Below are 13,565 nucleotides of genomic sequence, written 5' to 3' on the forward strand. Positions count from 1 at the left end.
TCTGGGAACCCGAGGACAGGCAGATGAGCGCAACGACCAGCACGTCGAATCCGACACAGCGGATGGACACCACGGCGGCCATCGCCGTGGCGTTGACGGTGGTCGGCTGGGCCTCGGCCTTTCCGGCGATCCGTGCCGGCCTCGCCGCTTTCGGGCCGCTGGAACTCGGTGCGCTGCGCTTTGCCATTGCCGCGGTGCCGGCGGCGATCTTTCTTGCCGTCAAGCGCCCGGCGCTGCCGAGGCTCGACGAAGTGTGGCGCCTGGTCTTTGGCGGCGCCATCTTCGTCGCGCTCTACACTGTCATGCTCAATTTCGGCGAACTGACCGTGTCGGCGGGTGCCGCCGGTTTCATCATCAATGTCAGTCCGGTCTTCACCGCCATCATGGCAATGGCATTGCTGGGCGAGCGCTTCTCAAGCTGGGCCTGGTTCGGCACGGCGATTTCTTTCGCCGGCATCGGCATCATCGCCGTGGCCGACGGCAATGGCTTGAGTTTCGACACCGGCGCGCTGCTGGTTCTTGGCTCCGCGCTGTGCTCGGCCGTCAACACGATCGTCCAGAAGCCGCTCTTTGCCCGCCATCACCCGCTGACCATTTCGGCCTCCAACATGATCCTTGGCGCGCTTTGCCTGGCACCCTTTCTGCCAAGCGGCTTTGCGCAGGCCGCGGCCGCCAACACGGCCGGTATCGGCGCCGTGATCTTTCTTGGCATCGTGCCCAGCCTGATCGCCTATGCCGCATGGGCAACCGCACTGTCGCGCCTCCCGGCAGCGCGCGCGTCGAACTTCCTCTATCTGGTCTCGCCCATGTCGGCCCTGATCGGCTTCTTCTGGCTGGGCGAAGTGCCGACGCTACTTGGTATCCTCGGCGGCGCACTGGCGCTGGGCGGCGTGATCGTGGTGAATTTAAAGCGTTAAAACAAATGATTTGAGCTGTTTTCGGACTCAAACCGAGAACCGCTTCCATCAGAATGCAGACACCCAGAGGAAGGACAGCTATGGTACGCTGCCTTCACTGGGGGACGGAATGGCAAGACTGTTCATATCGGCAATTTTTTTGCGTTTTGCTGCTGACCGGGAAAGCCGCCGCGGGCTGGTATCAGGTCGAAAACTACGAAGGCTCCATCGGACCTAACCCCGTCCACCTATCGCTGCAGAGATATGACAGTTTCGGCAGCGGGATTACGGTCGAGGGGAGCTATTTCCACGACGCGAAGCAAAGCCCGATAGCGGTGTACGGCAAGATCAGTGGCACCAGCGTCTTCCTTTGCGAGATTGCGGACGACAGGGAGTTCGACCGGGTGCTGGTCATGGGATCGAAAACGCCCGTTGGCACCACCGGATGTCCGTTTTCTCTCGACCTTGGCGAAAGCGGCGCAACAGGGACTTGGAGCAAGGGCTCGGACAAGTTCCCGATCACGCTGAAGAAGGTCGCAAACCTCGACGATACCGGTGAGGCGAAGGTTGACGGCACCGTCGAGATTCCCTTCTGGGCACAGACAGCAACCCACAGATTTGCCGGGGTCTACGAGAAAGCGGGCTTTCTCGTCTGCATGAATAAGCTGCGGGTCATCGATAAGAAGAAAAAGAAGGTCGTTCAGGCAATCGCTTTCGATGACGACGATTGCGATGCCGGCATGCTGATGACTCCCATCTACATGAATGTTCAAAAACAGGTTGGGAGAAGCTTCGAGATAATCTCCGTGAATTTTCGCGGCGGTAGCGCCGGTTACTCAAGGGATTACGTTTTCTCTCATAGGTTCAAGGATTATCGCCTGTTGGTGAATTGAGCGTGTGGCCTGACCTGGCTTGTGCTCACCGCCGCCCAAACAGCCGCTCTATGTCGGCGAGCTTGAGTTCGATATAGGTCGGGCGGCCGTGGTTGCAGGTGCCGGAGCCGGGAGTCGCCTCCATCTGTCGCAGCAGTGCGTTCATCTCCTCGGCCTTGAGCAGCCGGCCGGAGCGCACCGAGCCATGGCAGGCCATGGTGGCGGCGATCTTGTCCAGCCGCTCTTTCAGCGTCTCGACGGTATCGTTGTCGGCGATCTCATCGGCAAGGTCGCGCACCAATTGCTGGACATTGGTTTCGCCGAGCATGGACGGCGTCTCGCGCACCGCCACCGCACCGGGGCCGAAGCGCTCGATGCCGAGACCGAACCGGGCAAGTGTCTCCGAATGCATGGCCAGCCGCTCGGCGTCTTCTTCCGGCAGGTCGACGATCTCCGGCAAAAGCAGCATCTGCGAGGGCACCGCGCGCGAGTGCAGGGCATTCTTCAGCGCCTCGTAGACCAGCCGCTCATGCGCCGCGTGCTGGTCGACGATGACAAGCGAATCCCTGGTCTGGGCGACGATGTAGTTCTCGTGGACCTGCGCGCGGGCGGCGCCCAGCGCGGTGCCGAGCAGCGTCTCGGCCGGCTCGGCTAAGCCGGCACGCGCATCGGCGCTGGCGAGCGGACCGGCGTCGAATGCAGCCTGGTCGTTTTCGCGGAAGCCGGCGCCGTCAAATCCCATATCCAGCGGCCGCTGTGGCGAGCGGTCAAAGCCCGAAAAGCCCGAGGCCCGGTAGGCCGCGTCATAACTGCGATGACCGTTGGCAGGACCCGCATGGGCGTAGGAGGCGGCTCCCGGCCGGAACGCCGCCACCATCCCGGCGGCCCCGCTGGTGGCGGCGCGGATGCCGGCATTGGCCAGCGCCTCGCGAATGGCGCCGACGATCAGCCCGCGCACCAGGCCGGGGTCGCGAAAGCGCACATCGGCCTTGGCTGGGTGGACGTTGACGTCGACGGTCGCCGGATCGAGCGTCAGGAACAGCACGGTCACCGCGTGCCGGTCGCGCGGCAGCACATCGGCGAAAGCGCCGCGAATGGCGCCGGCAATCAGCTTGTCGCGCACTGGCCGGCCGTTGACATAGGCATATTGCTGCAGCGCGTTGGCGCGGGTGAAGGACGGGATCGAGACGTGGCCGGTCAGGTGCACGCCGTCCCGGCTGGCGTCGATAGCGATGGAATTGTCGGGAAACTCGGCGCCCATCACCTGAGCGACGCGGCGCAGGCTGCCCTCGGTACTGTCATCGGTCGCCGGCAATTCCAGCGTCGAGCGGTCCGAGCCGGCCAGCGTGAAGCGCACGGCGGGGAAGGCGATGGCGATGCGCTTGAGCACGTCGCTGGTGGCGGAGCTTTCGGCGCGCTCGCCCTTCATGAACTTGAGCCGGGCCGGCGTGGCGAAGAACAGGTCGCGCACCTCGACCGTGGTGCCGCGGTTGGCCGCCGCCGGTTTGACCGCCGAAACGCGGCCGCCTTCGATGGCGATCTCGGCTGCAGCGTCGCCTGCGGCCGTGCGCGAGCGAACCGACAGTCGCGACACCGAACCAATTGACGGCAATGCCTCGCCACGGAACCCGAGCGAGCGGATATCATGAATGTTGTCGGCAAGTTTCGAGGTGCAGTGGCGCGCAATGGCCAGCGCCAGTTCCTGTTCGGGGATACCGGAGCCGTCATCGGTGACGCGGATCAGGTTCAGCCCGCCGCCGGCAGTGACGACCTCGACGCGGGAGGCGCCGGCGTCGAGCGCGTTTTCGACCAGTTCCTTCACCACGCTCGCCGGACGCTCGATGACTTCGCCGGCGGCGATCTGGTTGATCATCGTTTCGGAAAGCTGGCGAATGGGCATGGGGGTATTATAGGCGGATTCGAAGGGTGTGCGGAAGGCTTCAATGAATGCCGAACATTGGAGACGCCAGCGGGACAGCACCCCCCTCTGGCCTGCCGGCCATCTCCCCCGCAAGGAGGGAGATCAGATGTCACGACGGCTTTCGCCAATCTCCAATGCTTGAAGGGTGACGCGACATATGAACTGCCAATCTCCCCCCTTGCGGGGGAGATGTCCGGCAGTACAGAGGGGGGTGTGAAGGAACTCTGCGATAGTGACTACGCTGCAACCGATTTCAAGCCTGCGTTGCCAGCCAGTCCCTGACTTTCCGCGCATTCTCGCTCAGCTCACGGTTCTTAGGCCAAACCACATAGAACGCCTTGCCGGTCTTCAGCACATGATCGGTCACCGGCACCAGCAGCCCCGACGCCAGGAGCCGTTCGGCCAGATGCCGCCAGCCAAGCGCGATGCCCTGGCCTTCCATGACGCCCTGGATCACGAGGCCGTAATCGTTGATGCGCAGGCCGCGCGCGGTGTTGTCGAGGCTGCCGCCCGCCGACTGGAACCATTCGTCCCAGCTAGCCGCCTCGCGGTAGGGCTCCTCGAGGTGGATCAGGCGATGCGTCGCCAGCTCCGCGACGCTCCTTGGCATGCCGAATTTCGCGAGATAGCTGGCGCCAACCACCGGAAAAATCTCCTCGTCGGCCAGCGGCAGCGAGTGATAATCGGCCCAGTCGCGCGGTTCGCCGCCGCGAACTGCGAGCGGGATGCCCTCGGCGATGATGTCGAGATCGCGGTCGGCGGTCTGGATGCGCAAGTCGATGCCCGGCAGTTCGTCGCGGAACTGCTGCAGCCGCGGCATCATCCAGAACGAGCCGAAGGCGGTCGACGCCGCCAGCGTGACATGACCGCCGGTCGCCTGCAGGCGCAGATCCTCCGCCGATTTGCGGATATGCGACAGGCCGAGCGAGACGTCAGCATGGAAGCGTTCGCCCGCTTCTGTCAGGACGACCTGGCGGTGGCGGCGCTGGAACAACTGCGCGCCAAGCTGTTCCTCCAACCCGCGCACCGCATAGGAGACGGCGGCCTGCGTCATGCCGAGCTCGCGCCCGGCGGCAGTGAAGCTCGACAGCCGGCCCGCCGCCTCGAAGACGATCAGGCTGCCGGCCGAGGGTAGGAGATGGCGCAGGCTTCGCATAAGTTGAGCTTATACAAGAGATCAGGATTTTCCAGCATCACATCCATATTTCCTCTCGCTAACTTGGTTGGACGGAATGAGGAGGCTCCATGAACGCACCGGCCGCTGAACTGACCGAGCAAACCCACCGCCGCGGCGGCGGGCGCCTCGGACGCAAGGCGCTGAGGAGCGCCCCCGTCGCCTCGTTCCCGACGCTGGTCCGCGAGATCCCCACCTACCAGATGGTCCCGGACGAGGCGGTGGAACTGATCCACCAGGAGTCACTCGCTATCCTCGAAGAGGTCGGTTGCGAGTTCCGCGACGACGAGGCGATCGCCATGTGGAAGGCGGCGGGCGCCGACGTGTCCGAGACACGCGTCCGCATCGACCGCGGCCTCCTGATGGAACTGGTCGCGAAGGTTCCATCCGAGTTCACTCTCAATGCGCGTAATCCCGAGCGCACCGTGCGCGTCGGCGGCAAGAACTCCATCTTCGCGCCGATGTATGGCGCGCCTTACGTGCGCGACCTCGACAACAACCGGCGTTATGGCACGCTTGAAGACCTCAACAATTTCCACAAGCTCGCCTACATGGCCCCGGCGCTGCATTCGTCGAGTTCGATCATCTGCGAGCCGATGGAGATCGCGGTGCCGAAACGGCATCTCCACATCATCCATTCGGCGCTGAAGCATTCCGACAAGCCGTTCATGGGCATCGTTACTTCCAAAGACCGCGCCGAAGACACGATGGCGATGGCGGGCATCGTCTTTGGCGAAGATTTCGTTCGCGACAACCCGGTGCTGGTGTCGATTACCAACTGCAACTCGCCGCTGGTGTGGGACGCCACCATGCTGGACGCGATGAAGGTCTATGCGCGCAGCAATCAGCCGCTGATCCTGGCTCCCTTTGCGCTGTGCGGCGCATCGACTTCGGCCTCGGCCGTCGGCGCGGTGGCGCAGGTCAATGCCGAAGCACTGGCCGGCGTCGCTTTCACCCAACTGCTGCGCCCGGGTTCGCCGCAAATCTACGGCCAGTTCATGGTGACGGTCGACATGAAGACCGGCGCGCCGATGGGCGGCACGCCGGAAGCCGCCCAGATGATGTATCTGATGGGCGCGCTGGCGCGGAAATACAAACTGCCCTGGCGAACCTCCGGCTTCCATGTCGGCTCCAAGCTCAACGACGCCCAGGCCGGCTATGAATCCAACATGCTGATGCATGCCGCCATCCTCGCCGGCGCCAATTATATCTGGCACTCCGCCGGCTGGTTGGAGGCCGGGCTGACATGCGGCTATTCGAAATTCGCCACCGACTGCGAGCAGCTTGTCGGCTGGTACAAATATGCCGGCGGCCTGCCGTTCGACGATTTCAAGGAGGCCATGGCGGCGATCCGCGAAGTCGGGCCGCAGGGCCATTTCCTCGGCACCCAGCACACGCTCGATCATTACGAGTCGGCATTCTTCATGCCCACCATCATGGATTTCAACTCCTACGAACAATGGAAGGCCGGAGGGGCGAAGGACCACGACACGCGCGGCCGCGAGAAAGCCCGCAACATGCTGGCCGACTATGAAGAGCCGAAACTCGATGAGGGCATTGCCGAGGGCCTCAGGGACTTTATCGCGCAGCGCGAAGAGAGGCTGCCCGACAGCGTTAGCTAAGAGAACGACGAATGAGTTGATAACGGGCGAAGACCCGATGGGAACCGCAAGGGAGAAAGACATGACACTTTTCAAAAGCAATGGCGATCGCGTGCCGACGGCCATCGAGGCGATGGCGCAAGAGACGCGTGCTGGCCGTATGGACCGGCGCGAGTTTCTTGCATTGGCAAGTGCGTTCGGCGCATCGACGGCGCTGGCCTACGGCATGATCGGCCTTGCCGCGCCGGGACAGGCTTTTGCCGAGGAGCCGAAGAAGGGCGGCACGCTGCACATATCGATGTCGGTCAAGGCACAAAAAGATCCGCGCACCTATGACTGGGTGGAACTGGCCAACATCTCGCGCTGCTGGCTGGAGCCGCTGGTCCGCTACACCAGGGAATTCACCTTCGAGCCAGTGCTGCTCGAAAGCTGGGACATCAATGACGACGCCACGGAATACACGTTGCATGTGCGCAAGGGCATCACCTGGAACAATGGCGATGCCTTCAACGCCGATGACGTGGTCTTCAATGTTACCCGCTGGTGCGAGAAGAAGGTCGCCGGCAACTCCATGGCCGCTCGCGTCGGCGGGCTGATCGACGAAAAGTCGGGCAAGGCCAGGGAAGGCGCGATCGCCAAGGTCGACGACAATACGGTCAAGCTGACGCTCAGCGCGCCCGACATTTCGCTGATCCCGAACCTCACCGATTATCCCGCGCTCGTCGTCCACCGCAATTTCGACGCCGAAGGCGCCGACCCGGTCAAGAAGCCGATCGGCACGGGCCCGTTCGAACTGGTCTCCTACGATGTTGGCCAGAAGGCGGTGGTCAAGCGTCGTGAAAACGGCAAGTGGTGGGGTGGTGAAGCGCCGCTCGACAGCGTCGAGTTCATCGACTACGGCACCGACTTCAACGCTTCGATCAACGCCTTCGAATCCGGCGAGATAGACCTCAATTTCGAGACGCCGGCCGACTTCATCGACATCCTGGATAAGATGGGGCTGGAGAAGTCCGAGGTTGCGACGGCAACCACGCTGGTTGCCCGCACGAACGTTACCCACAAGCCCTATGACGACCAGCGGGTGCGCAGCGCGCTGCAGATGGCGGTCGACAACAATGCGGTGCTGGAACTCGGCTATGCCGGGCGAGGGACGGTCGGTGAAAACCACCATGTCAGCCCTATCCATCCTGAATATTTCGCGCTGCCCAAGAAGACGCGCGACGCGGCCGGCGCCAAGAAGCTGATGGCGGACGCAGGGCAGGCCGATTTCGAGCACGAGCTGATCACCGTCGAGGACGATTGGCAGAAGAACACCGGCGACGCGATTGCGGGCCAGCTGCGCGACGCCGGCATCAAGGTGAAGCGCACGGTGCTGCCGGGCTCGACCTTCTGGAACGACTGGACGAAGTATCCCTATTCGATGACCATCTGGTACATGCGCCCGCTTGGCGTCCAGGTGCTGGCGCTTGGTTATCGCACCGGCGAAGCCTGGAATGAATCGGCCTATTCCAACCCGGACTTCGACGCCAAGCTGAAGCAGGCGCTGTCGCTGATCGACGTGGAGAAACGGCGTGAGGTGATGAAGGATGTCGAGCAGATCCTGCAGGATTCCGGCGTCATCATTCAACCCTTCTGGCAGAAGCTCTACAGCCACATGAACAAGAAGGTGAAGAACTACGGCGTCCACCAGACCTTCGAGATGGACCTGCAGAACGTCTGGCTGGATGGCTGAGACGGTGCAAGCCGGGGCTTCATGAGCCGCAAAAAAGCCGATATGCAGGATGTCTGGTATTGCCGCCTTGCCGCCAAACGTCCGGAGATCCTGCATGAAACCGATAGTGCTTGCCGCTGTCTTTTCGATTGCCTTGCCAGCGACAGTGCTGGCCGGGCCGGCTTCCAACGCCGTCAAGTTCTTTTATCTGCCCGAGGTGAAATTCGAGGGAGATGCAAAGTACCGCGACCGCTTCACCGAGCCGGTGACCAAGCTGTTCGATCTCAACGACCGGGCAACGAAGAACAAGCCCGACGAAGTCGCCTGCCTCGACTTCGATCCCGGCCTCGACGCGCAGGATTTCGACCAGAAGTCGATTGCCAAGACATTGAAGCTGGCCGAGACCGTCAATGGCGATACGGCCGAAGTCACCGCCACCTTCAGCCTTTTTGCGGAAGGCGATGATTCCAAACGCGAAATGCTGTGGTCGCTGAAGAAAATCGACGGCAAATGGAAGGTCGCCGACATCACCTCCAAGACCAGCAGCTGGACGCTGAGCGCGCTGGAATGCATGCCCGACAAAGCGCCGGAGTGATCCCGTGCTCCGCCGTCTTGTCTTGGCGCTGTCGCCCATGTGCGTGCTGTCGGTGGGTATGAGCGCAGCCGCAGCACAAGGCCTGTTGGGCCCGCCGCCAGCCAATGCGCCGGCCGTGACGGCACCGGCCGGCGCAGCACCGCCCGCAAATCCACCCGGGACAGCGGTGGAACCGGCGACACCGCCGGTTGGGTGGTCGCCGGCCGAGCCGGCCGCGCCCGTCCTGGCGGGCTCGCCGACGGCTGTGGTCAAGCCGTTCTACGAACATCTCGGACTGGAGCTCGATCCGACCCAGCGCAAGAACTTCGTCGACCCGGCCAAGACCGTACTCGACAAGAGCGACGCGTTGCGCAAATCCGGGCAGGGCGAATGCCTCGACCCCAACATGGCGCTCGACAATGCCGATTACGACAAGCTTGCAATCGACAAGAGCCTGAAGAGCATCGAGGCCGTCAATGGTGATCAGGCCAAGGTGGTGGTCGCCTTCGTCGTCGAAGGCAACCAGCACCGGCTGGAGTGGAAGCTGAAGAAGGTCGACGGCGACTGGAAGATATCCGATCTGCTTTCGGTGACCGGTGAATGGGCGCTCAGCCAGTATCAGTGCGAATAAGCCGCCGATTGTTTCCGGGTGGTCGGCAATGAAGCTTCGCGTTTTGCTCGCGATCGCGCTGGTCGGGTTGGGCGCTGCCGGCTGCGGCCTCGACTCGCACATCGGCACGATGCTGATCGCCCGCGCGCCTTGGCAAGCTTTGGCGGCTCCCGGCGATTTGCCCGTCGAGCGCGTCGTGCTCGACCAGCCCGGCGCTCCTGATCTGGTCGGCTGGGCGGCTGATCGAAAGGGCAGCTGCGGCGCGGTCGTACTGCTGCATGGGCGCGGCGCCAAGCCGCCTATGGCTGACGTCAGTTCAGCCACGGCCGCGATAGGGGGCAACGCCGGTGTCGGGCAACCAGGCGCCTTCGGGCGGAGCGCCGGTCTGCCAGAAGACATCGATCGGAATGCCGCCGCGCGGATACCAATAGCCGCCTATGCGCAACCACAGCGGCTTCGTTGCCGCCACAATGCGGCGGCCGATCATCACCGTGCAGTCTTCATGGAAAGCGCCATGGTTGCGAAACGAAGTCAAAAACAGTTTGAGCGACTTCGATTCCACAAGGGTGGCATCGGGTGCGTAGTCGATGACGAGATGAGCGAAATCCGGCTGTCCGGTTACCGGGCAGAGCGAGGTGAATTCCGGGCAGGTGAAGCGCACGATCGCCGGCGGCCCGTCGCCGCGCTGGAACGGCACGGTCTCCAGGACCGCGGTCTCCGGGCTCTGTGGCGTCCCGACGTGGGCGCCGAGCTGGGTGAGGGTTTTGGTATCGATCATCGTGGTTTTCCTGGGGATTTTCCGCGCTCATTAGCATCGGATCAAAAAGTGTGCAGCGATTTTCGGATAAATTCGATGCTTAAGACAAGAACTGGAGCAGCACGCGCTGCTCCGACACAAACTGGAACGGCAGGAAGATGATGACCAGCAACGACCCGCTTCTCCAGCCTTACCAGCTCAAACACCTGACGCTGAAGAACAGGGTGATGTCGACCAGCCACGAGCCGGCCTATTCAGAGGACGGCATGCCGAAACAGCGCTACCGGCTCTACCACGCCGAAAAGGCCAAGGGCGGCATGGCGCTGACCATGACGGCGGGCTCGGCCATCGTCTCGCGCGACAGCCCGGCCGCGTTCGGCAATCTGCATGTCTATGACGACCGCATCGTGCCGTGGCTGGCCGAACTGGCGGGCGCCTGCCACGAGTATGACTGCAAGGTGATGATCCAGATCACCCATCTTGGCCGCCGCACCGGCTGGAACAAGGCCGACTGGCTGCCGGTGCTGTCGGCCTCGCCGGTGCGTGAGCCGGCGCACCGCGCGTTCCCGAAAACCATCGAGGACTGGGATATCGAGCGCATCGTGGCCGACTATGCGTCCGCTGCGCAGCGCTGCCACGCGGCCGGCCTCGACGGCATCGAGTTCGAATCCTACGGCCATCTGATGGACGGGTTCTGGTCGCCGGCCACCAACCATCGCGACGACGAGTTCGGCGGTTCGCTCGACAACCGGCTGCGCTTCACCGACATGGTGCTGGATGCCGTGCGGGCGGTGGTCGGCGAAAAATTCGTCGTCGGCATCCGTATGGTCGCCGATGAGGATTTTGACAAAGGCCTGTCGAAGGAGGAGGGCGTTGAGATCGCCCGGCGATTGGCCGGTTCCGGCAAGGTCGATTTCCTCAACATCATTCGCGGCTCGATCGAGAGCGATGCGGCACTAACCAAGGTCATCCCGGTCGCCGGCATGCGCTCTTCGCCGCATCTCGATTTTGCCGGCGAGGTGAGGGCGGCGACGAAGTTCCCGACCTTCCATGCGGCGCGGATTTCCGATGTCGCCACGGCGCGCCACGCCATCGCCACCGGCAAGCTCGATATGGTCGGCATGACCCGCGCCCATATCGCCGACCCGCACATCATCAAGAAGGTCATGGAAGGCCGCGAGCACGAGATCCGGCCTTGCGTCGGCGCCACCTATTGCCTCGATCGTATCTATGAAGGCGGCGAGGCGCTGTGCGTCCACAATGCCGCGACCGGCCGCGAGGCCGAGATTCCGCATATCATCGTCATGACCGAAGGGCCCAGGCGGAAAGTCGTCGTCGTTGGCGCTGGCGCCGGCGGGCTGGAGGCAGCTCGCGTCATGGCCGAACGCGGCCACCATGTCACCGTGCTCGAAGCCTCCGGTCAGGCCGGCGGCCAGGTTCGGCTGGCAACGCAGAACCCGCGTCGCAAGGAACTGATCGGCATCATCGACTGGCGGCTGGCCGAACTCGACCGGCTCGGCGTCGGGATCCGCTACGATACATGGGCCGAGCAGGACGATGTGCTGGCGCTGTCGCCCGACGTGGTGGTGATCGCCACCGGCGGCCTGCCGCAGAACCCGCCGCTGACATCGGGCGACAATCTCGTCACGTCGAGCTGGGACATCATGGCCGGCAGCATCAAGCCGGCGGAGAACGTGCTACTCTTCGACGACAATGGTGGCCACCAGGGCATGGGCGCGGCGGAGCTGATCGCCAATGCAGGGTCAAAACTGGAGCTGGTTTCGCCGGAGCGCTTCTTCGCCCCCGAAATGGGCGGCATGAACCACGTGCCCTATATGCGCGCCTTCCAGGAGAAGGGCGTCACCATCACCATCAACACCAGGCTGCGCTCGGTACGGCGCGAGGGCAACCAGCTGGTCGCCGAACTCGCCTCCGACTTTGCCGATGGCTGGCGTGGCGAAAGGCGGGTCGACCAGGTGGTGGTCGAGCACGGCACGGCGCCGCTCGACGATCTCTATCTCCAGCTGAAACCGCTGTCGAAGAATGGTGGCGCGGTCGACTATGAGCGGCTGGTCGGCGGCGGCGATATTTTTCCTTCACGCAATCCTGAAGGCGGCTTCGTGCTGTTGCGCATCGGCGATGCGGTCGCCTCGCGCAACATCCATGCCGCCATCTATGACGGCATCAGGTTCGGCTTGCGGGTTTGAGCCTACAAGCCGGCCTACGGCTTGTTCCAAAGCTCGATCTCACCCTTCCGGCGGGCGCAACTCGATCGATCAAAGTGATGGGTGGCGCGCAGCCAAACCTCTGTGCGGAGAGCCACCTTGCACATCCGTCCGAACTGCGCGCCGCGTACGCTACCAGCCGAGAGCCAGGCGACGCACGATGCGGAATGGTCTTCAACCGGGAGGCGACGTGCGGCAGGGCTCAAATCATCCTGGCGGTCGCCATGCAAAGCACGGTGAGCACCAGCAGCCAGGCGGCGATGCGCTCGCCGCGGGCCATTTTGGTGCGCAGCGCCGCTTCCGTTGCGACGTCCGCGCCGGCAAGCTGCCGGCTGGTCTTGCGGACGACGACGTTGAGAACGCCGGCAGCGGCGAAGGCGGCCAGGATGCCTAGCGCCAGCACCATTTCCATCGAGCCGAAATAGGCGCCGTGGAAGAAATACCAGAGCAGGGCGCCGGTCACGAACACCATGCCGGCCGAGCCCATTTGCGGTCCGATAAAGCGCTCCGCCCTGATCTCGGGGTCGCGGGCAAGCGTGATGGTGGTGCCGGCCCAGAACACACCGGCCATGACGTGAAGGCCGATAACGACGATGTAGACATATTGCATGACCGCTTCCTCCTTGCCCGCCGCCCGTCCTCGGATCCCTGTCGAATGCAGGATGATACGAACTCGGTAGATCGACACGCATGATAGTTAGGTATCAAATGGTTCGATGTCAATGTATAATGCCGCGTTCCATCGCTCGGCGCCTTGTTCTACTGTCGGCGCATGACTCCCTTTGACCGTCCGCCAATCGGCATGAATCTCGCGCGCACCTCCAAGCTGGTGGCGCAGGCCTTTGACGCCGCTTTGGTCGAGGCCGGCGGCACGCTGCCGGTGTGGCTGACCTTGCTTTCGGTCAAGTCGAGCGAGCTTGCCAACCAGCGCGAACTTGCCGGCATGATCGGCATCCAGGGCGCCACGCTCACCCACCATCTCAACGCCATGGAGGCGCAAGGCTTGCTGACGCGCCGCCGCGATCCGGACAACCGCCGGGTTCATCTGGTCGAACTGACGCAGGCGGGCGAAACGATGTTCCTGAAGCTGCGGGCGGCGGCTCTCATCTTCGACAAGCGGCTGCGCGCGGGATTGCCGGACGACAGGCTGGCGGAGTTCGCCGAGGTGCTGGCGGCATTGCGGGCGAATGTCGCGCCGGCCAAATGACCGGCACCGGTGGGCAA

The 13,565-nt window shown here is 63.4% G+C and carries 13 protein-coding genes; 8 read left to right on the forward strand and 5 right to left on the reverse strand.

The features are described 5' to 3' along the window. The first annotated feature begins 23 nt into the window (after positions 1-23). Together X757_RS163975 and X757_RS0133000 are read left to right on the forward strand one after the other, a co-directional pair. The gene (locus tag X757_RS163975; RefSeq protein WP_023724840.1) at positions 24-917 is read left to right on the forward strand and encodes a DMT family transporter; all 894 of its coding nucleotides are present in this window, start codon (positions 24-26) and stop codon (positions 915-917) included. An 80-nt stretch (positions 918-997) separates the two neighbouring features. Then, complete coding sequence (locus X757_RS0133000) at positions 998-1,789, forward strand: hypothetical protein (protein WP_198024373.1); 792 nt, start codon at positions 998-1,000, stop codon at positions 1,787-1,789. A 25-nt stretch (positions 1,790-1,814) separates the two neighbouring features. On the opposite strand, the gene mutL is transcribed toward X757_RS0133000, so the two are convergent. Next, on the reverse strand, positions 1,815-3,668 hold the full coding sequence (gene mutL / locus X757_RS163970) for a DNA mismatch repair endonuclease MutL (RefSeq protein ID WP_023724842.1): 1,854 nt from the start codon (positions 3,666-3,668) through the stop codon (positions 1,815-1,817). Between the two features lie 274 nt (positions 3,669-3,942). After that, positions 3,943-4,845, reverse strand: coding sequence for a LysR substrate-binding domain-containing protein (locus X757_RS163965; protein ID WP_023724843.1), 903 nt, complete (start codon positions 4,843-4,845; stop codon positions 3,943-3,945). A gap of 89 nt (positions 4,846-4,934) precedes the next feature. Between X757_RS163965 and X757_RS163960 the strand changes: the two genes are divergently transcribed. The 4 genes from X757_RS163960 to X757_RS163945 all read left to right on the forward strand — a co-directional run bounded on the left by X757_RS163960 (position 4,935) and on the right by X757_RS163945 (position 9,380). Further along, complete coding sequence (locus X757_RS163960; RefSeq protein WP_023724844.1) at positions 4,935-6,485, forward strand: trimethylamine methyltransferase family protein; 1,551 nt, start codon at positions 4,935-4,937, stop codon at positions 6,483-6,485. Positions 6,486-6,546: 61 nt separating this feature from the next. Further along, positions 6,547-8,196: an ABC transporter substrate-binding protein gene (locus tag X757_RS163955; RefSeq protein WP_023715228.1), complete on the forward strand. Its 1,650-nt coding sequence runs from the start codon at positions 6,547-6,549 to the stop codon at positions 8,194-8,196. A gap of 94 nt (positions 8,197-8,290) precedes the next feature. Then, on the forward strand, positions 8,291-8,770 hold the full coding sequence (locus tag X757_RS163950) for a DUF3828 domain-containing protein (RefSeq protein WP_023724845.1): 480 nt from the start codon (positions 8,291-8,293) through the stop codon (positions 8,768-8,770). A 4-nt stretch (positions 8,771-8,774) separates the two neighbouring features. Then, complete coding sequence (locus X757_RS163945) at positions 8,775-9,380, forward strand: hypothetical protein (protein ID WP_023724846.1); 606 nt, start codon at positions 8,775-8,777, stop codon at positions 9,378-9,380. Here the strand turns inward: X757_RS163945 and X757_RS1000000167655 are convergent. Together X757_RS1000000167655 and queF are read right to left on the reverse strand one after the other, a co-directional pair. Next, complete coding sequence (locus X757_RS1000000167655) at positions 9,358-9,639, reverse strand: hypothetical protein (RefSeq protein ID WP_023734223.1); 282 nt, start codon at positions 9,637-9,639, stop codon at positions 9,358-9,360. The two genes, X757_RS163945 and X757_RS1000000167655, sit on opposite strands and share 23 nt — an antisense overlap. A 36-nt stretch (positions 9,640-9,675) precedes the next feature. Further along, on the reverse strand, positions 9,676-10,137 hold the full coding sequence (gene queF / locus X757_RS163940; RefSeq protein ID WP_023715229.1) for a preQ(1) synthase: 462 nt from the start codon (positions 10,135-10,137) through the stop codon (positions 9,676-9,678). A 140-nt stretch (positions 10,138-10,277) separates the two neighbouring features. Between queF and X757_RS163935 the strand changes: the two genes are divergently transcribed. Then, complete coding sequence (locus X757_RS163935; RefSeq protein ID WP_023724847.1) at positions 10,278-12,323, forward strand: FAD-dependent oxidoreductase; 2,046 nt, start codon at positions 10,278-10,280, stop codon at positions 12,321-12,323. Positions 12,324-12,543: 220 nt separating this feature from the next. On the opposite strand, the gene X757_RS163930 is transcribed toward X757_RS163935, so the two are convergent. Further along, positions 12,544-12,951, reverse strand: a complete 408-nt coding sequence (locus tag X757_RS163930) for a hypothetical protein (RefSeq protein ID WP_023715231.1) — start codon at positions 12,949-12,951, stop codon at positions 12,544-12,546. A 162-nt stretch (positions 12,952-13,113) separates the two neighbouring features. Here X757_RS163930 and X757_RS163925 point away from each other — a divergent pair, with 162 nt between their 5' ends. Further along, on the forward strand, positions 13,114-13,548 hold the full coding sequence (locus X757_RS163925) for a MarR family winged helix-turn-helix transcriptional regulator (RefSeq protein ID WP_023682928.1): 435 nt from the start codon (positions 13,114-13,116) through the stop codon (positions 13,546-13,548). Positions 13,549-13,565: the final 17 nt, after the last annotated feature.

The organism is Mesorhizobium sp. LSHC412B00 (genome assembly GCF_000503035.1).
GTDB lineage: Bacteria > Pseudomonadota > Alphaproteobacteria > Rhizobiales > Rhizobiaceae > Mesorhizobium.